General features: G+C 64.3%; 19 protein-coding genes. 11 read left to right on the plus strand and 8 right to left on the minus strand.

Going from position 1 to position 21,012, the window contains the following annotated elements; all coding sequences use genetic code 11:
* Position 1: 1 nt before the first annotated feature.
* Genes L1F06_RS00410 through L1F06_RS00430 form a run of 5 tightly spaced genes read left to right on the plus strand, consistent with a single transcriptional unit; the run spans position 2 to position 6,617 of the window.
* Positions 2–2,137, plus strand: coding sequence for a type VI secretion system Vgr family protein (locus tag L1F06_RS00410; RefSeq protein WP_129483205.1), 2,136 nt, complete (start codon positions 2–4; stop codon positions 2,135–2,137).
* A 16-nt stretch (positions 2,138–2,153) separates the two neighbouring features.
* Positions 2,154–2,969, plus strand: a complete 816-nt coding sequence (tla1, locus tag L1F06_RS00415; RefSeq protein ID WP_129483206.1) for a toxin Tle1 chaperone Tla1 — start codon at positions 2,154–2,156, stop codon at positions 2,967–2,969.
* Entirely contained in the window at positions 2,966–3,481 is a 516-nt protein-coding gene (tli1a, locus tag L1F06_RS00420; RefSeq protein ID WP_129483207.1) for a Tli1a family immunity protein, read from the plus strand. The genes tla1 and tli1a (L1F06_RS00420) overlap by 4 nt, the downstream gene beginning before the upstream one ends.
* Positions 3,466–4,026 (plus strand): Tli1a family immunity protein, encoded by a 561-nt coding sequence (tli1a, locus tag L1F06_RS00425; RefSeq protein WP_129483208.1) that lies wholly within the window; start codon positions 3,466–3,468, stop codon positions 4,024–4,026. The genes tli1a (L1F06_RS00420) and tli1a (L1F06_RS00425) overlap by 16 nt, the downstream gene beginning before the upstream one ends.
* Entirely contained in the window at positions 4,011–6,617 is a 2,607-nt protein-coding gene (locus L1F06_RS00430; protein WP_129483209.1) for a T6SS phospholipase effector Tle1-like catalytic domain-containing protein, read from the plus strand. Before tli1a (L1F06_RS00425) ends, L1F06_RS00430 begins: the two co-directional genes overlap by 16 nt.
* A gap of 270 nt (positions 6,618–6,887) precedes the next feature.
* Here the strand turns inward: L1F06_RS00430 and L1F06_RS00435 are convergent, their stop codons facing one another.
* The 6 genes from L1F06_RS00435 to purE form a co-directional block, all read right to left on the minus strand.
* On the minus strand, positions 6,888–8,456 hold the full coding sequence (locus tag L1F06_RS00435; RefSeq protein WP_129483210.1) for a choice-of-anchor I family protein: 1,569 nt from the start codon (positions 8,454–8,456) through the stop codon (positions 6,888–6,890).
* 176 nt (positions 8,457–8,632) lie between these two features.
* The gene (locus L1F06_RS00440) at positions 8,633–9,169 is read right to left on the minus strand and encodes a DUF3299 domain-containing protein (RefSeq protein WP_129483211.1); all 537 of its coding nucleotides are present in this window, start codon (positions 9,167–9,169) and stop codon (positions 8,633–8,635) included.
* 89 nt (positions 9,170–9,258) lie between these two features.
* On the minus strand, positions 9,259–9,504 hold the full coding sequence (locus L1F06_RS00445; protein ID WP_003242102.1) for a GlsB/YeaQ/YmgE family stress response membrane protein: 246 nt from the start codon (positions 9,502–9,504) through the stop codon (positions 9,259–9,261).
* Between the two features lie 65 nt (positions 9,505–9,569).
* Complete coding sequence (locus L1F06_RS00450) at positions 9,570–10,334, minus strand: substrate-binding periplasmic protein (protein ID WP_129483212.1); 765 nt, start codon at positions 10,332–10,334, stop codon at positions 9,570–9,572.
* A gap of 55 nt (positions 10,335–10,389) precedes the next feature.
* The gene (locus L1F06_RS00455) at positions 10,390–11,475 is read right to left on the minus strand and encodes a 5-(carboxyamino)imidazole ribonucleotide synthase (protein ID WP_129483213.1); all 1,086 of its coding nucleotides are present in this window, start codon (positions 11,473–11,475) and stop codon (positions 10,390–10,392) included.
* A gap of 4 nt (positions 11,476–11,479) precedes the next feature.
* Positions 11,480–11,971: a 5-(carboxyamino)imidazole ribonucleotide mutase gene (gene purE, locus L1F06_RS00460; RefSeq protein WP_003242109.1), complete on the minus strand. Its 492-nt coding sequence runs from the start codon at positions 11,969–11,971 to the stop codon at positions 11,480–11,482.
* A gap of 276 nt (positions 11,972–12,247) precedes the next feature.
* Here purE and adhP point away from each other — a divergent pair, with 276 nt between their 5' ends.
* From adhP to L1F06_RS00485, 5 genes are all read left to right on the plus strand, one after another.
* Positions 12,248–13,270 carry an alcohol dehydrogenase AdhP gene (gene adhP, locus L1F06_RS00465; RefSeq protein ID WP_129483214.1) on the plus strand — a complete coding sequence of 341 codons (1,023 nt, stop codon included), beginning with the start codon at positions 12,248–12,250 and terminating at the stop codon, positions 13,268–13,270.
* Positions 13,271–13,374: 104 nt separating this feature from the next.
* Complete coding sequence (locus L1F06_RS00470; RefSeq protein ID WP_129483215.1) at positions 13,375–14,169, plus strand: hypothetical protein; 795 nt, start codon at positions 13,375–13,377, stop codon at positions 14,167–14,169.
* Between the two features lie 79 nt (positions 14,170–14,248).
* The gene (locus tag L1F06_RS00475) at positions 14,249–15,241 is read left to right on the plus strand and encodes an AraC family transcriptional regulator (protein WP_129483216.1); all 993 of its coding nucleotides are present in this window, start codon (positions 14,249–14,251) and stop codon (positions 15,239–15,241) included.
* Between the two features lie 440 nt (positions 15,242–15,681).
* Positions 15,682–16,710, plus strand: coding sequence for a histone deacetylase family protein (locus L1F06_RS00480; protein WP_129483217.1), 1,029 nt, complete (start codon positions 15,682–15,684; stop codon positions 16,708–16,710).
* A 63-nt stretch (positions 16,711–16,773) separates the two neighbouring features.
* Entirely contained in the window at positions 16,774–17,868 is a 1,095-nt protein-coding gene (locus L1F06_RS00485) for a polyamine ABC transporter substrate-binding protein (RefSeq protein ID WP_129483218.1), read from the plus strand.
* 31 nt (positions 17,869–17,899) lie between these two features.
* On the opposite strand, the gene L1F06_RS00490 is transcribed toward L1F06_RS00485, so the two are convergent.
* Positions 17,900–18,877 carry a GlxA family transcriptional regulator gene (locus tag L1F06_RS00490; RefSeq protein WP_129483219.1) on the minus strand — a complete coding sequence of 326 codons (978 nt, stop codon included), beginning with the start codon at positions 18,875–18,877 and terminating at the stop codon, positions 17,900–17,902.
* A gap of 139 nt (positions 18,878–19,016) precedes the next feature.
* Here L1F06_RS00490 and L1F06_RS00495 point away from each other — a divergent pair, with 139 nt between their 5' ends.
* On the plus strand, positions 19,017–19,859 hold the full coding sequence (locus tag L1F06_RS00495) for an alpha/beta hydrolase family protein (protein ID WP_129483220.1): 843 nt from the start codon (positions 19,017–19,019) through the stop codon (positions 19,857–19,859).
* Between the two features lie 140 nt (positions 19,860–19,999).
* Here L1F06_RS00495 and L1F06_RS00500 read toward each other — a convergent pair whose 3' ends face one another.
* Positions 20,000–20,902 carry a LysR substrate-binding domain-containing protein gene (locus tag L1F06_RS00500; RefSeq protein ID WP_003242125.1) on the minus strand — a complete coding sequence of 301 codons (903 nt, stop codon included), beginning with the start codon at positions 20,900–20,902 and terminating at the stop codon, positions 20,000–20,002.
* Positions 20,903–21,012: the final 110 nt, after the last annotated feature.

The raw sequence follows: 21,012 nt of genomic DNA on the forward strand, positions 1-21,012 counted from the left end.
CATGTTTAACCCGGCCAATGAAACCCATTTCAGCCTGACCATCGAAGGCGTCGAGCACGATCTGCAGGTGCTCGAATTCAACGGCCGTGAGGCCATCAGCCAGCCCTATCGCTTCGACGTCGAGCTGATCAGCGAACGCCCGGATCTCGATCTGGCCAGCCTGCTGCACCAGCGCGCCTTCCTCGCCTTCAGCCCCAATGGCGACGGCATCCACGGCCTGATCCACCGGGTCGAACAGGGCGAGTCCGGCAAACGCCTGACCCGCTATTGCCTGGCCATCGTGCCGCAGCTCGCCTACCTGGCGCACCGCACCAACCAGCGCATCTTCCAGCACCTGACGGTGCCGCAGATCATCGCTCAGGTACTGGAAGAACATGGCATCGTGGAGGGCCGCTATCAGTTCCAGCTAGGCCCCAGCGTCTACCCGCAGCGCGAGTACTGCGTGCAGTACGACGAGAGCGACCTGCACTTCGTCCAGCGCCTGTGCGAGGAAGAAGGCATCCACTACCACTTCCAGCACAGCGCAAGCGGCCATGTGCTGACCTTCGGCGACGACCAGACCGCCTTCGCCAAGCTCGGCCAGCCCACGCCCTATATCCAGGACAGCGGCATGACCGCCGACGATCCGGTGATCAAGCGCCTGGCCCTGCGCCTGGAAACCCGCACCCGCAGCACCACCCGCCGCGACTACGATTTCGAGCAGCCGCGCCTGCTGCTGGAGGCGGCCTACCAGGGCGAGCAGGCCGGCGAGAACGACGGCCTGCCCGATCTGGAAGACTACGACTACCCCGGCCGCTACACCGACCGCACCCGCGGCAAGCACCTGGCCAAGCGCGCCCTGGAACGCCACCGCGCCGACTACCAGCAACTGCAGGGCCAGAGCGACCAGCCGCGGCTGGTCACCGGGCATCTGCTGGAAATCTCCGAACACCCGCGCCGCGAATGGAACGACCTCTGGCTGCTCACCGAAGTGCTGCACGAAGGCAAGCAACCGCAGGTGCTGGAGGAGTCGATCACGAGCGATCTGACACGACGCAGATCGGCCCCCTCGCCCCTTCGGGGAGAGGGCTGGGGAGAGGGGGAAAAGGACGACGCCGACTTCACCCAAGGCTACCGCAACCGCTTCCTCGCAACGCCCTGGGACGTACCCTACCGCCCGCAACTCGCTCACCCCAAACCCCGCGTCCTCGGCAGCCAGAGCGCCGTGGTCACGGGCCCTGCCGGCGAGGAAATCCACTGCGACGAATATGGTCGAGTAAAGGTGCAATTCTTCTGGGACCGGGAAGGCCAGGCCGACGAGAAAACCAGCTGCTGGTTGCGCGTCAGCTCCAGCTGGGCCGGCGATCGCTACGGCGCCATCACCATCCCGCGCATCGGCATGGAAGTGCTGGTCACCTTCCTTGAAGGCGACCCCGACCAGCCCCTGGTCACCGGCTGCCTGTACCACGCCGAACACGTCGTGCCCTACGACCTGCCGACGAACAAGACCCGCAGCGTGTTCAAGACCCTGAGCAGCCCCGGTGGTGGCGGCTACAACGAACTGCGCATCGAGGACCGCAAGGGCGCCGAGCAGATATACGTCCACGCCCAGCGCGACTGGGACGAAAACATCGAGCACGACCAGAAGATCCGCGTCGGCAACGAACGCCACGACACCGTGGAGAAGAACAGCTACACCGAACTGCTGGCCGAGGAACACCTCACCGTCACCGCCGACCGCAAGGTCGAGGTCAAACCCCAGGATCACCTGACGGTGGCCACCGACCAGCACATCAAACTGGGCACCGCACAACTGACCAAGGCAGGCCGTGAGATCCACCTCAAGGCCGGGCAGAAAATGGTCATCGAAGCCGGCATCGAACTGACCATCAAGGCCGGCGGCAGCTTCATCAAACTCGACCCCGGCGGCATCACCATCTCCGGCCCGCTGGCCAGGATCAACGCAGGGGGTTTGCCAGGCAAGGGCTCGGGGCTCAAGATCAAGCCGCCCGTGCTGCCGGGTATGGCCGATAGCGACAAGGCGGGGAGTTTGTTGGAGCAGGCCGTCAGCAACTGTGTGGACAAGCCACAGAAAGCCGTGTGTGAAGAGTGTCTGCTTCGTGCGCAAAGTAAAGCCCAAGCGCTAGTCGCACGTTGAGAGGCACCGGAACACTATGAAATCCTTGGCTCACACTTGGCTGAATCTGCTCCGCGAGCATGCGGAGCAAGAACGTTTGCAGTATTTCGATCTGCTGGTCGATGCCAGCAATCTGCACTACCCGCTGCTTTCACATCTCGATGAACTTGAGCAGCCCCCGGAAATTGCCATGCTTCTGGAAGGCACACCAGAAGGGGCCATCGCGGCCAAAGGGCCTCTACTGTTGCGAGTAGGAGTCGATCAGCTCGAACAACACTGGCTCGAAGAATTGCTGGCCAGCAAGAATGCACACCAGCATCTTCTGGCACTACTCAGTCCTTGGCCCTTCACCCAGCTTGCCAGCCACCTAAGCCACTGCACTCAGGTCGAGTGGAACGATGGCCGGAGCAGTGGCCTGCTGCGTTTCTATGATCCGCGCATGCTGGTTCCCACCAGTGAAGCGCTGGATCCGCACCAGATATGGTTCCACGCCCCGGTCATCGCCTGGCACTGGCAGGATCGTGACCGGCAGCCTCGTAGCCTGCCAGGCAACCTCTTGGGCTCAACGGAATTGCCGTCGCCGCTGCCGGTCTTGCGGCTGACGAAGGCGCAGATGGCCAGCCTGCTGGCCTGGAGTGCGGCGGAAGACTATCGGCGCAGTTGGGGTGTGCAGCCGCAGGACTACGGCATGGGTCAACAGGAACCGTTAATGCGCCACCTGATGCATGGGCAGTTGGCAGCGAATCGCGAAGGGCTGCACGACCTCGACCAGCGTGACGCCTTTATCCGCGTCTGGCTGGCCAAGAACTCCTCAGTCGCGCCGCCTGAAGAGTCCGTAGAGGTGTGGGCATGATCAACAGAGTTTTGCCCTGCCTTCTAGCGATCTCATTGCTGAGCGGTTGCATGTCCAGGGAAAGCGAAATGCTCGGTGCTCCTGTCGAGGGTTATAACCATACCTCTGTCGCTATCAACCGCTTCACGGTCAACGGTGCTGGGGGGCCCAATCTAGGCCCTTATGGTGGTGGCGGTGGACAAGTCTGCTGTGGCTCGGTGCCTCGTTATTGGCGGCCAGGATTGAGGGCCATTGTGGAGTGGGAAAAAGATCCAAATCCTGGTGCCTCTGTTGGATGGCCACCTCATGGCACGGATGGATGGAGAGAGGCATATAAGAAACACGCGGCCAATTACACCCACCACCGGGTAGTGGTGGAGATTCCTCAGTACCAGGAAGCCGGGACATTGAAAGTGCATTTTCTCCCCTGCGATCAGGTGAGGGTCTCGGCGGACAATATTTTCTACGGGATCCCCGGCTACCCCTACAACTTTCCCCGCAAGATGGAGGATACGGAATGTCCCGCCCTTTGAGCTTGTCGCTTATTCGCAATCCTATAAGTCGATATCAGTTCGCTGGTTTGTCGCTAGCGCTATTACTGATCAGCGGCTGCATGGCCAAGGAGTCCGAAATGCTCGGTGCTCCTGTCGAGGGCTATAACCATACGTCCGCTGCCATCAACCGCTTTACCGTCAACGGTGCTGGGGGCCCCAATCTAGGCCCTTATAGCGGTGGCGGTGGACAAGTCTGCTGTGGCTCGGTGCCTCGTTATTGGCGGCCTGGGTTAAGAGCCATTGTGGAGTGGGAGAAAGATCCAAATCCCCGAGGATATGGCAGCTGGCCGGAGCGACCATACTCCGACGCCTGGAACAAACGTATGGAGAAACACCGCAGTCATTACACCCGTCACCGGGTGGTGGTGGAAATCCCTCAATATCAGGAAGCTGGAACTTTGAAAGTGCACTTTCTCCCTTGCGATCAGGTGAGAGTGTCAGCGGACAATATTTTCTACGGGGTTTCCGGCTACCCCTATAACTTTCCCCGCAAGATGGAGGATACGGAATGTCCCAAACCTTGAGCCCACCGCCCGCTAGGGCCTTAAAGGCGCGCCCGTTTGAACGCACAGGTCTGCCAATTAATTCGGCAGAGGTCGCCACAAATATCCGAAGCCAGAGCCGCGACGAAAAACGGGCCTGGAGCAAGGCAGTCAAGGATGCTGCGAAGCAAGGCGACGAAACGCCTGAACCTTGCTGTAAAACTCTATATATCAGCTTGTGTTTCGACGGTACCAATAATCACGAGCCTTCGGACTCTATTGCCGACCCAATTTGTACGAGCAATGTGGCGCGTCTTTACCATGCAAGTATCGAGCAAACGGGAAAAGGTTTTTTTCGATATTACAGTCCTGGGGTCGGCACTGTTTTTGAGGAGATCAAAGAGTACTTGCCTAGTCAGCTAGGCCTGATCGGCGCTAGTGGGGGCGAAGATCGCATCAATTGGGGGCTTACTCGATTAATCGCAGCGCTCAAGGAAACCCTCAAGGGGGCAGGACAGGAGCCGCTTTCTATTGCTCAGACCCAAGCCTTGGTCGAAGCCATGGGCACTAACTGGGCAGCCTCCGTGCTAAGCGGAGGCCAATTGGAGAATGGCGCACACAAACGCAAGGCCGCGATACAGCCCTACGAGGACGAACTGGCCAGTTTGCTGGAACAACGGCGAAGCGCTGGCGAGAAACCGGAAATCCTGGCCTTGCGTCTTTATGTCTATGGTTTTTCCCGCGGCGCCGCTCAGGCCCGCACTTTCGCTAACTGGCTGATGGAGCTGACGCGCCGGCAAAATGGTGAGACCAGCGAATACCGTTTCGCGGGGCTGCCTATTTCCATCGAGTTCCTTGGCCTGTTCGATACAGTGGCCGCAGTGGGGTTGGCCGATAGCGTACCTTTCGCTGCCGGTCATATGGATTGGGCCAGCGGTACCATGCGTCTGCCGGACGAAAGCCAGGTGCAAGCCTGCATGCCAACCGGCCTGCCTGAAGATTGCCTTTTTCTCAAACGCTGCGTGCATTTGGTTTCCGCTCATGAGCAGCGCGCCAGCTTCCCGCTGGACTCCATTCGCCGCCGAGAAAAAAACGCCGATGGAAAACGTGACGACAAACGAGCGTCCGCCTATCGCAAGGACACTTGGGAATACGTCTATCCAGGCATGCACTCCGACGTAGGTGGTGGTTACCCACCTGGCGATCAGGGCAAGGCCTGTGGTGGCCAAGGCGAGCTGTTGTCACAGATCCCTTTGCACCACATGTACCGATCGGCCTTCGCCGCAGGCGCACCGTTACAGGTTCCCGAAACCGTTGCAGAGGGCCTCGAAGACTGGCGAAAAATGGATCCTGAGACATTCGGCGAGTTTGCTGTAGGTGACGCACTCACAACCCGCTTCAATGCCTGGCAGCAACAGGCTGAAGAAGAGCCGCTTGAGGATATGATCAAGCGAGAACTGGCCCTGATCACAGCCTGGCGTATCGACCGCTATGCCGGCGGCATCGACAAGCAGGGCTTCTACAGCCATGTGAAAGGCCAGGATATGAGTGATGAGCAACAGGATGCCCTGAAACGCCTGCATGCCCAGAAACTGGCGGAAAACAAAGCGGCCGCGCAGGGCAAGGAACCACCTGTGCTCAGTGCCCGCGAGCAACGACAGCGCGAGGCGGATCTTGAGTTGGTCGGGGGTACTGATGCTTATGCGCGTATCAATACCAACAAGACATTCGAGCCGGCCCTGGATGATCGGCAATTGCGCCGTGCCGCCGCTGAGTTCAAGCGTGACTACGACCGTAACTGGGGCGTTCTCGAGGATACATTCGCATGGGGTGGTGTAATCAATCTGTTGCTCGGTGGCACTGTCTACCTAATCAACGAAGAAGATGAAGCTCAGGAGTATGCCGAGCTTTACCAGAATGGCAGGCAGCGCCATGGCAAGCTATTTACTATGCCGGGTGTTATCGCCAATGGGCAGCAGGATCTGGTCGCGCTTTTTGATGATCATGTGCACGATTCACGTGCCTGGTTTATGAACTCTTCTTTTTTTGGCGAGCGCGAGCTTTTTACCGACTATTTCCGCTACCGCCTGGTCCATTTCGACAATGAATCGAACAAGCGTCTGTCGGTATTGATGAATGCTGGACGCGTTGTTGGGATGGGTATCGCTTTGAGCAGCATCGGGCTATCGATCAAAAAGCGAAACCCTCGCTATTTGCTAGGCCTATTCTTGCCGTCCCTGGCGACTCCTGTCTTAACCGGCCGCCCAGGGTTGCCTGCTTTCCCGGAAATCAGCGCATACGACCCTTTGACCGGCATCGCCCTGCCAATGATGGAGGGTATGGAGGCCGTACGTGCTTTTACTCGAAATCCAGGCGACGTGGTGGCCCTGCTCAATACCATGCCACCGCCTGTACCGCTCACCGAAAGAACCGCCAACACCCCGGAGTTGCAAACCATCTTTAAAGCCGCCGAAGCGGCGAAGGCGGTGAAAGCAGCCAATGACTCCGGCGATATGAGCGGTCTGCTGGGGCAGGCCATGGACCTCATGGATAAAGGAGATCCCAAGCCAGGGCTGCAGTCTCCGGGCTGGCTGGATCAGGCCAAAGGGATGGCCAAGGAGTTCGCCGGTTAGGAGCAAAGGCGGCGGAGCATCATTGCTCCGCTGCTTTTGGTTTGCAGGTTTCCGCTTCTACCGTTTCCAGCGCGCCCCTCAACACTTCCACCTCCTTGCACATCTTCTGTTCCACCAATCGCCCATCCTCCAACTCAACCACGGCAGTGCCCCCGGGCGGGATTGATTCCACAGAAAAAGGGGACGGACTCAACGAGAACCGTCCCCCTTTCTGCTCGTCAGTGCAAAGGCCGGTCGCGCGACCGGCCTTTGTGTGCCCGCCGGCTCCGTTCAGCGATGCTGACGATCGATACGGAACAAACTGGTGGTGCCGCTGACTTCGTTGCCTACCACCAGCAGCGGCACGCCGATCGGGCTGTGTTCGGCTTCGATCACCATCAGCCCCTCGGGGCCCAGATCGCCCGCGGTGGCGCTGCCTGGAGTCGCGGCGAAGTCGCGATTGTTGAAGTACTGCACGAACTGCGGCGCCTGCGGCTGGCTGATGTCATAGACCATCACTCCACCGATGCGCTCCAGGCCGATGAAGGCGTAGGTCTTGCCCCACAGCTTGGCCAGGGTCACGCCCTCCGGCTCCGGGCCCTTGTTGTCGCTGCGGTTGTCGAAGCTGTTGCTGGCGTGGTCGGAGTTGAAGAACTGCGGATTGGCCGCGGCGGTGATGCGCTCGAAGTCGGCGCCGCTGTCGTAGACCTGGGTGAGGTCTTCGCTCCAGATCGAAAAGGAACGTCCACCAAAGGCGTGGATGGCTTCGTAGTGGCCGCTGGCCGGGTTGTAGCCGCTGGCAGTGGAAACGGTCAGGCGGCCAAGGTTGGCGTTCTGCTTGAGGCTGGCGGCATCCGGGAAGTGCAGCGGGCTGAGCGGGTAGTTGGCGCTGCCCAGGCGCACCTCTTCGCTGAATCCGGGGTAGTCGCGCGCGTCGCCCTCGTTGGCGGTGACCAGGTAGGTGCGCCCGCGGTACTGGTAGCTGGCGATGGCGTCGGGTTGGTACATGCCCAGCACCGGCCAGTTACGGATATTGATCTGGTTGTCGCGGTCGCTGGCGTCCAGTTCGTTGCCGGCCAGGCTGTGGTCCTTGAAGCCGAGCCCGTGGATGGCCTTGAACTGGCCGCGCTTGATATCCAGCACGGCCACCGCGTTGTTTTCCTGCAGGGTCACCCAGGCGGTTTTGGAGTCGTGGGCGACGCTGATGTACTCCGGTTCCAGGTCCCGGGCGACACTGGCATTGGGGCCGAAGATGCGTACCGACGGGTCCAGGTCGGCGCGGGAGAAGGCGCGGAAGTCAGCGGTACGGACCTGGGCCTGGGTCAGTTTGGTGATGTCCTTCGGCAGGTCGACGATGCTCACCGAGCCTTCCGGATCGGTCAGGTAGTCGTCGCTCGGCTCGCCTTCGTTGGCCACCAGCAGGTGTTTGCCGTCCGGAGTGAAGACGAGCATGTCCGGCAGGGCACCGACCTGCACCGAGGCCAGTACCTGGCCGTCGCGATTGAGGAACACGGCGCGACCGGGCTCGGTTCTCACCCGGTTTTCCACCGCTGCGGCGATCAACCCGTCGCGCACCGCGACGCTGTTCACCGCTCCGCCATGGGCAGACAGGTCGAGGTTGAACAGTAGCGTGGGCCGGCTCGGCTCGCGTATATCCAGCACGTCGATCAGGCCGCTGGCGGCGTTGACCACGAACAGCCGCTGGCTGGCCGGGTCATGAGCGACGATCTCCGCTGCCGACTGGCCGAACAGGCCGCTGCTGTAACTGCCGAGCGGCGTCAGCTGGATGGTTTTGGGCGAGGCGGCGGCGTGGGCCAGGCCGCAGGCGAGCAGGCCGGCGGCGAGAACTGACTTGTGCATGGAAGGCTCCCTTGCTGGTTGGAGGGAGCAGGATGGGACAGGCGCATGTCGGCAAAATGACCGAGTGATGGCAGTTGCATGGCGAATCGACGACGCGCAACGGAGGCCGAGCCGCATGGGAGGCGGTGACAGTCAGGCGGCCCGCTGCGCGGTTTACGGTACGGGCTCCAGAGCGATCAGTAGAGGTCTTCGTCGGTCACCAGGCGGACTTCGCCGGCGTCCATGGCGTAGGCGGCGTCGGCCAGGTCGTTGCTGATCTGTTCCACCTTCAGCGTGCCGCTCACCCACAGCGGGGCGTAGATGTCCTCGAGCGGGATGCCCTTGGGGTAGCGCACCAGCACCAGCTGGTTGGGCGGCGGTGGCGGGACATGAATGCAGGCACCCGGGTAGGGCACCAGGAAGAACAGGGTGCTGTTGCCCTTCTCGTCGTTCTCCAGCGGCACCGGGTAGCCGCCCAGGCGAATGGCCTGGCCATCGAGCTCGGGCACGGTCTTGGTCGAGTACATCACCGCCGGCAGATCCTGATCCTGCTGGCGCAGGCCGCCTTCGCTGTAAAAGGTGCTGTCACCCTCCGGGCTGTCGTGGCTGATTTCGGGCATCTCCTCGAGGGCCTTGCGGTCCTCGGGCGGCATCAGGTCGAGCCAGTCGGTTTCCGGCAGTTCGGCGTGGGCCAGGCCGGTGCACAGCAGCAGGGCGAGAAGCAGGTGGTGCATGGTGTGTGGTATCTCGTGACGGCGGGAGACGATCGGGGCCGGCGCGTCGGCGCCCGGAAGGTGCTGACGGACCGGCTCCGCAAGAGGGCTCAGCCTTTCTTGATCGCGCCGTAGATTACCAGCAGAACGACGGCGCCGATCACCGCACCGATGAAACCGGCGGCTTCCCCGGCTTCATAGATGCCCAGCGCCTGGCCGCCGTAGGTGGCGGCGATGGAGCCGCCGATGCCGAGCAGGATGGTCATGATCCAGCCCATGCTGTCATCGCCGGGTTTGAGGAAGCGAGCGACGAGGCCGACGATCAGACCGATGAAAATGGTGCCGATAATACCCATTGGCGTATCTCCTGGATGAAGCCGCGCAGGCGGCAGACGCTGCATGGGACAGGCAGGGGTGGCCGTCAGTTCGCCTCATCCGGTGGCAGCACGCCATAGCGTCGGTAGATCAGGGCGACTTCTCCCTCGTCGCGCATGCGCTCGAGCTCGCCGGCCAGACGGTCGTAGAGTTCCCGGCGGTCGCTGCGGTAGCGCTTGAGCGAGGCGCCGAAGTGATTGCCGAGCACCTGGCGGTGCGCGTAATGGGCATAGCTGAAGTCCTCAAAGCCCAGTGCGGTGAACTGCGCCTCCATCGGCATCATGTCCAGCACGGCAATGGTGTCGAGGCGTCCGGCGCGAAACATCGCGGCCAGCTGTGCATCGTCGCTGGCATAGGCCCTTGCCAGGCGCTCGTCGCTGTCGAACGGTTCGAAATAGACCGTGCCGCGTTTGACCCCTACCGAGAGACGGTGCAGATCCTCATAGCGTTTCAGCCCGGCTTCGCGCCCCGGATGGACGACGAAGCGGATGTTCAGCTGCTGGTTGCCGATGCTCGGCAGAAAGTGGATGTACTCGCGGCGCTGGTCGGTGAGCAGCACGCGCGGTACCAGATCGACGCGGCCCGAGCGCAGGTCGTCGAGGCTGCGCAGGAAGGGCGCCTGGCGCCAGTGCAGGCGCACGCCGATGCGCTGCGCGGCGGTTTCCAGCACGCTGATCAGCGGGCCGCTGGGGATGCCGTCGACTGCGCGCATTTCCGGCGGGCGTTCGCGGAAGTCGACCCGCAGAACCTCCTGCGCCCCGACGCAGGTCAGGGCAAAGAGCATGGGCAGGAAGGCAAGCAGGCGCTTCATGAATAGGCTCTTGGACGACGGCCGTCGTTCAGGAGTCTAGCTCTGAATCGCCCTTTCAGCCCTTGGCGATCAGGGCCTGAACCGCTGCGATGCCGGTATTCAGGGTGGCCCGATCGGCACTGCGCAGGGTGGCATGACCGACCTTGCGGCCGACCTTGAAGGCCTTGCCGTAGTGGTGCAGATGGCAGTCGGCGATGCTGATCACCTTGTCCACCGGCGGCACTTCGCCGATGAAATTGAGCATGGCGCTCTCGCCCAGCTTGGCGGTGGAGCCCAGCGGCAGGCCGGCGACGGCACGCAGATGGTTCTCGAACTGGCTGCACTCGGCGCCCTCGATGGTCCAGTGCCCGGAGTTGTGCACGCGCGGGGCGATCTCGTTGGCCTTGAGGCCACCGTCCACCTCGAAGAACTCGAAGGCCAGCACGCCGACGTAGTCGAGCTTGTCCAGCACGCGGCCGACATAGTCTTCGGCCAGCGCCTGCAGCGGATGATCGGTGCTGGCGATGGACAGGGCGAGGATGCCGCTGTCGTGGGTGTTGTGCACCAGCGGGTAGAAGCGGGTTTCACCGTCGCGGGCACGCACGGCGATCAGCGACACCTCGCCGCTGAAGGGTACGAAGCCTTCGAGGATGCACGGCACGCTGCCCAGCTCGGCGAAGGCGCCGGTGACGTCTTCCGGCTTGCGCAGGACCTTCTGGCCCTTGCCGTCGTAGCCCAGGGTGCGGGTCTTCATCACTGCCGGCAGACCGATGCTGGCCACCGCGGCATCGAGGTCGGTCTGCGACTGGATATCGGCGAACTCCGGAGTGGGAATGCCCAGTTCGCGGAACATGGACTTCTCGAACCAGCGGTCGCGGGCGATGCGCAGGGCTTCGGCGCTCGGGTAGACCGGCACGAACTGCGAGAGGAAGGCCACGGTTTCCGCCGGCACGCTCTCGAATTCGAAGGTGACCAGATCGACCTCGTCGGCCAGCTGGCGCAGGTGATCCTGATCGCCGTAGTCGGCGCGGATATGCTCGCCAAGCGCCTGGGCGCAGGCGTCCGGCGCCGGGTCGAGGAAGGCGAAGTTCATGCCCAGCGGCGTACCTGCCAGGGCCATCATGCGGCCCAGCTGGCCGCCACCGATCACACCGATTTTCATCGCATCATGCCTCGCGCGGGTCCGGGTTGCTCAGCACGGTATCGGTCTGCTCCTGGCGGAACTGCTTGAGCGCCGCGTGGAACTGCGGGTGCTGGTGACCGAGGATGCTGGCGGCGAGCAGGGCGGCGTTGACCGCGCCGGCCTTGCCGATGGCCAGGGTGGCGACCGGGATGCCGGCCGGCATCTGCACGATCGACAGCAGCGAGTCGACGCCCGAGAGCATGGACGACTGCACCGGCACGCCAAGCACCGGCAGGTGGGTCTTGGCCGCGCACATGCCCGGCAGGTGAGCGGCGCCACCGGCACCGGCGATGATCACCTGGATGCCGCGGGCTTCCGCCTCTTCGGCGTACTGGAACAGCAGGTCCGGGGTACGGTGGGCGGAGACCACCTTGACCTCGTGGGGAATGCCCAGCTTGTCCAGCATCTCGGCGGTGTGGCTAAGGGTGGACCAATCGGACTTGGAGCCCATGATCACGCCAACCAGTGCGCTCATCGTCGTGCCTCTTCTCTTGGGCGCCTCACGGCGCATCAAAAACCAACAAGCCACGCGGGCGGGCCAGCGTGGCTTGTCATGATTCGTTGGCCGGGTGCTGCCGGCCGAAGGCCGCGCAGTATAACGCAAAGCCGCCGTTGGCGGGCAGTGGCGACGACCGTTTGTCATGCAGGCCCCGGGCATGCGGCAAAACCGCCTAAACCTTGCTCTGGAGCAATGCCCGCGCAGGCTGCGCGCGCACACTGGGCAGACACTCGCATGCAGGAGGAACCGCGCATGAACCCGACCATGAAAGCCGCAGTGGTCCACGCCTTCGGCCAGCCGCTGCGTATCGAGGAGGTGAAAACCCCGCTACCCGGCCCGGGGCAGATTCTGGTGAAGATCGAGGCTTCCGGCGTCTGCCACACCGACCTGCACGCAGCCGAGGGCGACTGGCCGGTGAAGCCGAGCCTGCCGTTCATTCCCGGCCATGAAGGGGTGGGCTACGTGGCGGCGGTCGGCAGCGGCGTGACCCGGGTCAAGGAGGGCGACCGTGTCGGCGTGCCCTGGCTGTACAGCGCCTGTGGCTGCTGCGAGCATTGCCTGACCGGCTGGGAGACGCTCTGCGAGAGCCAGCAGAACACCGGCTACTCGATCAACGGCGGCTATGCCGAGTACGTGCTGGCTGACCCCAACTACGTCGGCATCCTGCCGAAGAACGTCGACTTCCTCGAGATCGCGCCGATCCTCTGTGCCGGGGTGACGGTGTACAAGGGCCTCAAGGAAACGAGGGCGCGGCCCGGCCAGTGGGTGGCCATCTCCGGTATCGGCGGCCTCGGTCACGTCGCCGTGCAGTACGCCCGCGCCATGGGCCTGCACGTGGTCGCGGTGGATGTCGACGACGCCAAGCTGGAGCTGGCGCGCAGGCTCGGCGCCAGCCTGACCATCAACGCACGCCAGGAAAATCCGGCCGAGGTGGTGCAACGCGAGATCGGCGGCGCCCACGGCGTGCTGGTCACCGCGGTGTCCAACGCCGCCTTCGGCCAGGCCATCGGCATGGCGCGTCGGCACGGTACGGTGGCCCTGGTCGGCCTGCCGCCGGGTGACTTCCCGACGCCGATCTTTGACGTGGTGCTCAAGGCCATCAGCATCACCGGCTCCATCGTCGGCACCCGCGCCGATCTGCAGGAAGCGCTGGACTTCGCCGGCGAAGGCCTGGTCAGGGCCACGGTGCACCGCGACAGGCTGGACAACATCAACGCCATCTTCGAGCAGATGCGCCAGGGGCAGATCGAGGGACGCATGGTGCTGCAGTTCTAGCGCGAGCCGTTTTCCTACAGATTCTGGTGCCGAGCGTCGCACAGACCGCAGTTCGGGCTGCGGTCTATACTGCTCACTTTTCATCCATACAAGGACGTATCGCCATGAAACAGTACGTTTCGCTCGTTGCCCTTTTTCTGCTCTCGCTGCAGGCCGCCGCCCTGGAGTTGGCCAGGCATCCTCAGGTGTTCGATGCCGGCCAGGGCGTCAGCCTGACCCTCGCCCCGACCGCCGACGGCAAGCAGGCCCTGGTGCAGGTCAAGGGCATCAACCATCCGCTCGACGAGGTGGTGTTCCTCACCCAGGTGCGCGAGCTGGGCAACGAGCAGCGCGACTACGGCATTCGCCTCGACGGTCGTGACTACAACCTGCTGAACAAGCGTCGTGCCTGGAGCGGCGAGAGTTTTCAGCTCAACCTGCCGGGCACCGAAGGCTTCGAGCTGGGTTACAACGAGACGAAGACCAAGGCCCTCAAGCAGAGCGAGCTGCTGGCGTTGTACAAGCGCCAGGAAAAGGCCGGCCTGCAGGCTCGCCTCGCTGCCTTCGATCGCAAGAAGCGGGTGCAGGACTACAGCGCACGCCTGCAGCAGATGGACCTCGAAGCGACCCAGGCCTGTGGCACGCCGCTGGCGACCAGGGTGGACTGGAGCGCTTTCAACGACGACCTGCTGATGAGCGTCAGCGTGCCGCATTTCTGCGGCGAAGTGGTCAGCCAGATGGCCAGCCTTTGCGGCCGCGCCGACAGCTACAAGAGCGAGGCCAGCACCATCAAGGGCGTCGAATGCCGATTCGGTGACAGCATGAAGCTGCGCGAGCACGATGGCCAACTCTCGTTCACCACCCTCAAGGACGAACCGAATCAGGGCGATTTCATCAACGCCATTTTGCGTAATCGCTGATTGCGTCGAGCGGGTGCGCTCCCCATCCCGCGGCATGTTTCTTGCGTTGCTATGCGCACCTGCGCACACGGAACGCATCATGCTGCATGCCCCGCTGACCACCCTGCACGTGGTTTCCCTGATCCTGCAACGCTTCGCCGACCAGCCCGAACTGCAGCCGCAACTGCTGGCCGGCAGCGGCATCGGTGCGGCCGAGCTGGAGTGCCCCGATGCTCGCATCACCCGGGTGCAGGAGCTGCAGGTCTGTGCCAACGCCCTGGCCCTGCGCGCCGACATGGGGCTGGAGCTGGGGCGCAGTCTGCATGTTTCCTCCTATGGGCTGCTTGGTTACGCCGCGCTCTCGGCTGCCACCTTTGGTGACGCCTGGCGCCTGCTGCTGCAGTACCCGGCGCTGCTCGGCACATACTTCCGCCTGGAGCTGCAGGTGGAGGGCGAGCTGGCCTGGATCTGCGCGGGTGGCTATCGCGATGCCGCGACACTGGAAGTGTTCAACGTGGAAATGTGCCTGGCCTCGCTGAAACTGATCGGTGACGAGCTGCTGGGCCAGCCGCTGGCGCTGGCGCGCGCCGAATTCAGCTATGCCGAGCCGCATTACGTCGAGCGCTATGCGCAGAGCTTTCCCTGTCCGCTGCGTTTCGCGGCGCGGCGCAATGCCTTCGCCTTTCCCGCGGCGCTGCTGGAGTGCCGCCTGCCGCTGGCCGACAGCGTCACCCATGGCGACATGGTGGAACGCTGTCGCCGCCTGAACGCCGAGTTCAGCAGCCGCCAGGCCTGGCTGGAACGGGTACGCCAGCTGCTCGCCGTGCAACTGGCCGAGCCGCCGGGGCTGGAAAATCTGGCGCAGCAGATGCACTGCTCACCGCGCACGCTGCGTCGCCACCTGCAGGAGCTGGGTACCAGCTACCAGGGCCTGCTCGACGAGCTGCGCTTCGAGCGCGCCAAGGCGCTGCTCAGCGAGGAGCAATGGCCGGTGTACCGCATCGCCGAGGTGCTCGGCTTCAGCGAGACCGCCAGCTTCCGCCATGCCTTCCAGCGCTGGAGCGGTGTACCGCCGAGCCGCTTTCGCGCTTGAGACGCCGAATGCCGGATTCATCCAAGCGTAGGGTGCGCCGTGCGCACCGCGGCTTTCCTGGATCTGGAGCATGCTTTTCGGTGCTGCGTTGCCAGGTGGTGCGCGCAGCGCACCCTACGGCATGCACCAGCGTTCGTTGCTTGAGACGACCGTAGAGCCGGAGCCCAGGCCCTGCCTCGGATTGCACTCGGGCGTAGGGTGCGCCGTGCGCACCGCGGTTTTCCCGGATCCGGAGCATGCCTTTCGGTGCTGCGTTGCCAGGCGGTGCGCGCAGCGCACCCTACGGGCCGGCGTTCGTGGCTTGCCGGCCCCGGTGGCCCTGACAAGAACCTCCGGCAATTTTTGGCCATTTCGATCCCCTTTTGGCCGTTGCCAGCGTTTCCGACGGCGCGGCGCGGGCGAACAATCCGGGCACGACAACAAGACCGGAGCCGCTTCGCATGCTCACCTACTACAGTGACGACCACCACCTGCACCACGGCAAATGCGAGCTGATCGACGGGCAGCTGATGCCCTGCTTCGAGAAGCCGCAGCGCGCCGACCATATCCTGCAACGGGTCAAGGATCGCCAGCTCGGCGAAATCCGCGCACCCAAGGATTTCGGCCTGGCGCCCATCGAGCGCATCCACAGCAAGGCCTACCTGGAATTCTTCAAGGGCGCCTGGGCGCGCTGGCAGGAGCAGGGCGGCAAGGGCGATCTGCTGCCGTTCACCTGGCCGGCGCGCACCCTGCGCACGATGATCCCCAACGACCTGCACGGCCAGCTCGGCTACTACAGTTTCGATGGCGGCGCGCCGATCACCGCCGGCACCTGGCAGGCCGCCTACAGCGCTGCCCAGGTCGCGCTCAGCGCCCAGCAGGAGATTGCCAACGGTGCCCACAGCGCCTTCGCCCTGTGCCGCCCGCCAGGCCACCATGCCGCCGGTGACCTGATGGGCGGCTACTGCTACCTGAACAACGCCGCCATTGCCGCCCAGGCGTTTCTCGACCAGGGCCGCAAAAAAGTCGCCATCCTCGATGTCGACTACCACCACGGCAACGGCACCCAGGACATCTTCTACCGGCGCAGCGACGTGCTGTTCGCCTCGATCCACGGCGACCCGGCCGAGGAGTTCCCGTTCTTCCTCGGTTACGCCGACGAACTGGGCGAGGGCGCCGGCGAGGGCTACAACTTCAACTACCCGTTGCCCATGGGCAGTTCCTGGGACACCTGGAACGCCGCGCTGGAACAGGCCTGCCAGCGCATCGCCGACTACGGCGCCGAGGTGCTGGTGGTGTCGCTGGGCGTGGACACCTACATGGAAGACCCGATCTCGCAGTTCAAGCTCGACAGCCCGGACTACCTGGCCATGGGCCGGCGTATCGCCGCACTAGGCCTGCCGACGCTGTTCATCATGGAAGGCGGCTACGCGGTGGAGGCCATCGGCGTCAACGCGGTCAACGTGCTGGAAGGCTTCGAGGGCGCCTGAATGGCGCCTCGTCAGCGATCAAGAACCTGCCAAACAAGAGCAACATTTCAGGGGTGAGAAACGATGAAAGCCATCAAACAGATGCTCGGCGTCGCCCTGTGCGGCGCCACCCTGCTCAGCGGCGCGGTGCAGGCCAAGGAGCTGCGCGTATACAACTGGGCCGACTACATCCTCCCGGAGGTGCCCAAGGACTTTCAGAAGGAGTCCGGCATCCGCATCACCTGGGACACCTTCGAGACCAACGAGGCGCTGGAAGCCAAGCTGCTCACCGGAAACTCCGGCTATGACCTGGTGATCCCCTCCAACCAGTTCCTCGAAACCCAGATCAAGGCCGGCGTGTTCGCCCCGCTGGACAAGTCCAAGCTGCCCAACTGGCAGAACCTCGACCCGGTACTGCTCGGCCTGCTGGAGAAGAACGACCCCGGCAACCAGTACGGCGTGCCCTACATGTACGGCACCGTGCTGATCGGCTACAACCCGGACAAGGTCAAGGCCGCGCTCGGCGACGATGCGCCGGTCAACAGCTGGGACCTGGTGTTCAAGCCCGAGTACATGGAGAAGCTGAAATCCTGCGGCGTGGCCATGCTCGACTCGCCCACCGAGATCATCCCCATCGCCCTGCACTACCTGGGCCTGGACCCCAACAGCAGCAATCCCGCCGACTACGACAAGGTCACCGAGCTGCTGCTCAAGGTACGCCCCTACGTGGCCTACTTTCATTCGGCCAAGTACATGACCGACATCGCCAACGGCGACATCTGCGTGGCCATCGGCTACTCCGGCAGCTTCTACCAGTTCGCCAACCGCGCCAAGGAAGCCGGCAACGGCGTGGTGATCAACTGGCGCCTGCCCAAGGAAGGCGCGCCGATCTGGTTCGACACCTGGGCCATCCCCAAGAGCGCGCAGAACGTCGATGAAGCCCATGCCTTCATCAACCACCTGCTCGAACCCAAGGTGATCGCGCCGATCAGCGATTTTCTCGGCTACCCCAACCCCAACGTGCCGGGCATGCAGCTGGTGGGCGCGGAGATCGCCGACGATGCCGACCTGACGCCGACGCCGGAGCTGCAGAAGTCGCTGTACGTGGTGCAGCCGCTGCCGCAGAAGATCGAGCGAGTGCGTACGCGCGCCTGGACATCGATCAAGTCGGGCAAGTGAGCGTCGGCCGGGCGCCCCGCTGGCGGGGCGCTCAGGCAGGGCGGTTGAAGCGTCGCCGGTAGGCGCCCGGCGACAGGCCGACGCGTTCCTTGAACAGGCGGCGGAAGGAGCTGCCGTCCTCGTAGCCGACCTGCTGGGTGATGCGCTCGAAGTTCTCCTGGCTGGCCTCCAGCAGGTGCTTGGCCCGCTCCAGCCGCAGGTTCTGCAGGTACTGCACCGGCGTCTGCCCGGTGGCGTCCTTGAAGCGGCGGATCAGATTGCGCGGGCTCAGGGCGAAGCGCGCGGCAACCTCGTCGAGGACGATGCGCTCGGCGCTGTGCTTCTCCAGCCAGATCTGCACCCTGAGCACCTCGGCGTCCTGGTGCGCCTTGTTGAACGAGGCGCTCATGTAGGGCGTCTGCAGGCGCTCGGCGCTGTCGACCAGGAGCTTCTTCGAGCACTCGATGGCCAGCTGCGGCGAAGCGAAGCGGCGGATGATGTGCAACAGCAGATCGCTGCCGGTGGTGGAGCCGGCCGAGCACAGCAGCTGGCCGTCGTCGGTGACGCTGCGTTCGGCCTGCAGCAGCACCCGCGGAAAACGCCGGGCGAACTGCTCGCTGAAGATCCAGTGGGTGGTGGCGCGGCGACCGTCGAGCAGGCCGGCCTGGGCGGTGACGAAGGTGCCGGTGCACATGCTGGCAATGTAGCTGCCCTGCGCATGGCGCTCGCGCAGCCAGGCGCTCAGCGGCTCCAGGGCCGGCAGTACGGCGAGGATGTTGAACATGAAGCCGGGCACTATCACCAGGTCGCTGTGCGGCACCTCGCTCAGCGCCCGCTGCGGGGTCAGGCGCAAGCCGCCGGTGCACTCCACCGGGGCGCCGTCGAGGGAGGCGCTGTGCACCTCGAACGGCGTCGCCGCCGGGTCGCCGGTGAGAAAGCGCTGCAGCACGTTGGCGCATTCGAGAAACTCCAGCGCCGCCGAGACGCTGGTGGCCGAGCAGCGCTCGGCCATCACCACCGTGACCTTCATCCTTCCCGCCCCGCTGGCGGAATTATCCGCCTGTTATTGGTCGTTTTTGCCCATGGTGAGGCGCCGCTGCGCTTCCTAGCATGGCCTCACCCGGGCGCCACTGGCGGCCCGCGACCCATCAGGCAGGAGAACAGCGGCGATGAAACATACAGCCTACCGGCTCTTCAAAAAACCCTTTTTCGGGCGCTTCATGAAGCCCTGGCGCTGGCCCGAACAGGTCGATGCGGCGCGTTGGCAGCGTCTGGCGCTGACCAGCGAATCGGGGGCCAGCCTGGCCGCGCTGCTGGGCGAGGCGCACGCGGGGCAGGTGCGCGGCGCGGTGCTGCTGTGCCACCCGATGGGCACCGCGGCCAAGGGCTTCTGGCTCAAGCACGGGCATGCCGAACTGCTGCGTGCGGCCGGTTATCACGTGATGCTGTTCGATCTCAACGGCTTCGGCGAGAGCAGTTCCACCACCATGGACTACCCGCTCGACGTGCTCGCCGCCGGGCAGGCGCTGCAGGCGCGCTACCCGGACCTGCCGGTGGCGCTGCTCGGCGCCTCGATGGGGGCGGCCATGGGCCTGTGCGCCCTGGCGCTGGCGCAGCATCCGTTCAAGGCGGCGGTGCTGGAGTCGGCCTTCCCCACCCTGCTGCACTTCTGGCGGCCCTATCCGCTGCCGCGCCTGGGCATCCAGCTCAGCCGCCTGGTCTATCCGGCCGGCGAACGGCGTCTGCGTCCGTTGCATGCCGCGCAGCGCCTGGTCGGCCGCCCGCCGCTGCTGCTGATCTACGGCGAGGCGGATCGCCACACCCCGCTCGCGGACGGCCAGCAACTGCACGCGGCGCTGACCGCCGCCACCCATTGCGAGTTCTGGCAGGTACCGGGCGCCGATCATACCCTGGCCTATGTCGCCCAGCCGGAGGCCTATGCGCGGCGGGTGCTGGAGTTTCTCGATGGCCAACTGGGCGCCGCGGCAGGTTCCGCCTGCACGGCGGCGTAGTCCGGGGCGAATATCCGGTCGCCTGTGGTGCACATGGCCTAGGCGGCCCCGCGACACCCTACGAGAGCGTGCTGCCGCGACCTAGGCGCCAGGCCGTAGGGTGCGCCGCGCGCACCAGCTATCCGGCTCCCGCCGCTCACCTACATGGCCAGGCCACCCTCCAGCTTGCGCCACAGCAGGCGCACCGCCGCCTTGCGTACCAGGGCGCAGCGGTACAGGCGGATTTCCAGCGGGATCTGCCAGTGTTCGCCGCCGCAGATCGCCAGCTCGCCACGGCCCAGTTCCGCCGTCACCGACAGCCGCGGCACCCAGGCCACGCCCATGCCTTGTAGCGCCATGCTCTTGAGGCTGTCGGCCATGGCGGTCTCGTACACCGTGGTCGAGCGCAGGGCGCGCTGGCGCAGCAGCAGATTGACGGAGCGACCGAGGAAGGCACCGGCGCTGTAGGCCAGCAGAGGCACGCTCTGCCCGCCGTCGAGGTCGAACAGCGGCGCGCCGGCCTCGCCAACCGCGCACACCGGCAGCATGGAGGTGGTGCCCAGGTGCAGCGAGGGAAAGATCTCCGGGTCCATCTGCAATGCAGCGTCAGGGTCGTAGTAGGCAAGGATCAGGTCGCAGGCGCCTTCACGCAGCGAGTGCACCGCCTCGCCGACGTTGGTCGCCACCAGGCGGGTGGTCAGTGGCAGGCCTTCGCGGCGCAGGCGGGCGATCCATTCGGGGAAGAAGCCCAGGGTCAGCGAGTGGGCAGCGGCGATCGACAACACCTCGCCCTGCTGGCCCTCCAGATTGTGCAGATGACGCACCACTTCGCCGAGCTGCTCGACCAGGCTGCGCGCGGTGACCAGAAACAGCCGCCCGGCCTCGGTCAGTTCGATGGGGGTGCAGGAGCGATCCACCAGGGTCAGGCCGAGCATCGCCTCCAGGCTGCGGATGCGCCGGCTGAAGGCCGGCTGGGTGACGAAGCGCTTGTCCGCCGCCTGGGAGAAGCTGCGGGTGGCGGCCAGGGCGATGAAGTCCTCCAGCCATTTGGTTTCCAGATTCATCGCGTCTCCGTAGTCCGGATGCAAGCCGGGGTTGGCCCGTCACGTTGGCGCGGATTGCATCCGGCTGAACGCAGCGCCAAGGGTGGGTTACGCCGCATCGCCATCAGCCT

This window comes from Pseudomonas hydrolytica, from assembly GCF_021495345.1.
Classification (GTDB): Bacteria; Pseudomonadota; Gammaproteobacteria; order Pseudomonadales; family Pseudomonadaceae; genus Aquipseudomonas; species Aquipseudomonas hydrolytica.

Bases quoted from the DNA above. Each gene is read 5' to 3' on its own strand.
- L1F06_RS00490 (WP_129483219.1), bottom strand. From the start codon at position 18,877: ATGAAGGTCACGGTGGTGATGGCCGAGCGCTGCTCGGCCACCAGCGTC.
- tli1a (WP_129483207.1), top strand. From the start codon at position 2,966: ATGATCAACAGAGTTTTGCCCTGCCTTCTAGCGATCTCATTGCTGAGC.
- L1F06_RS00500 (WP_003242125.1), bottom strand. From the start codon at position 20,902: ATGAATCTGGAAACCAAATGGCTGGAGGACTTCATCGCCCTGGCCGCC.
- L1F06_RS00475 (WP_129483216.1), top strand. From the start codon at position 14,249: ATGCTGCATGCCCCGCTGACCACCCTGCACGTGGTTTCCCTGATCCTG.
- tla1 (WP_129483206.1), top strand. From the start codon at position 2,154: ATGAAATCCTTGGCTCACACTTGGCTGAATCTGCTCCGCGAGCATGCG.
- L1F06_RS00455 (WP_129483213.1), bottom strand. From the start codon at position 11,475: ATGAAAATCGGTGTGATCGGTGGCGGCCAGCTGGGCCGCATGATGGCC.
- L1F06_RS00445 (WP_003242102.1), bottom strand. From the start codon at position 9,504: ATGGGTATTATCGGCACCATTTTCATCGGTCTGATCGTCGGCCTCGTC.
- adhP (WP_129483214.1), top strand. From the start codon at position 12,248: ATGAACCCGACCATGAAAGCCGCAGTGGTCCACGCCTTCGGCCAGCCG.
- L1F06_RS00435 (WP_129483210.1), bottom strand. From the start codon at position 8,456: ATGCACAAGTCAGTTCTCGCCGCCGGCCTGCTCGCCTGCGGCCTGGCC.
- L1F06_RS00410 (WP_129483205.1), top strand. From the start codon at position 2: ATGTTTAACCCGGCCAATGAAACCCATTTCAGCCTGACCATCGAAGGC.
- L1F06_RS00470 (WP_129483215.1), top strand. From the start codon at position 13,375: ATGAAACAGTACGTTTCGCTCGTTGCCCTTTTTCTGCTCTCGCTGCAG.
- L1F06_RS00485 (WP_129483218.1), top strand. From the start codon at position 16,774: ATGAAAGCCATCAAACAGATGCTCGGCGTCGCCCTGTGCGGCGCCACC.
- L1F06_RS00450 (WP_129483212.1), bottom strand. From the start codon at position 10,334: ATGAAGCGCCTGCTTGCCTTCCTGCCCATGCTCTTTGCCCTGACCTGC.
- L1F06_RS00430 (WP_129483209.1), top strand. From the start codon at position 4,011: ATGTCCCAAACCTTGAGCCCACCGCCCGCTAGGGCCTTAAAGGCGCGC.
- L1F06_RS00440 (WP_129483211.1), bottom strand. From the start codon at position 9,169: ATGCACCACCTGCTTCTCGCCCTGCTGCTGTGCACCGGCCTGGCCCAC.
- L1F06_RS00495 (WP_129483220.1), top strand. From the start codon at position 19,017: ATGAAACATACAGCCTACCGGCTCTTCAAAAAACCCTTTTTCGGGCGC.
- L1F06_RS00480 (WP_129483217.1), top strand. From the start codon at position 15,682: ATGCTCACCTACTACAGTGACGACCACCACCTGCACCACGGCAAATGC.
- tli1a (WP_129483208.1), top strand. From the start codon at position 3,466: ATGTCCCGCCCTTTGAGCTTGTCGCTTATTCGCAATCCTATAAGTCGA.
- purE (WP_003242109.1), bottom strand. From the start codon at position 11,971: ATGAGCGCACTGGTTGGCGTGATCATGGGCTCCAAGTCCGATTGGTCC.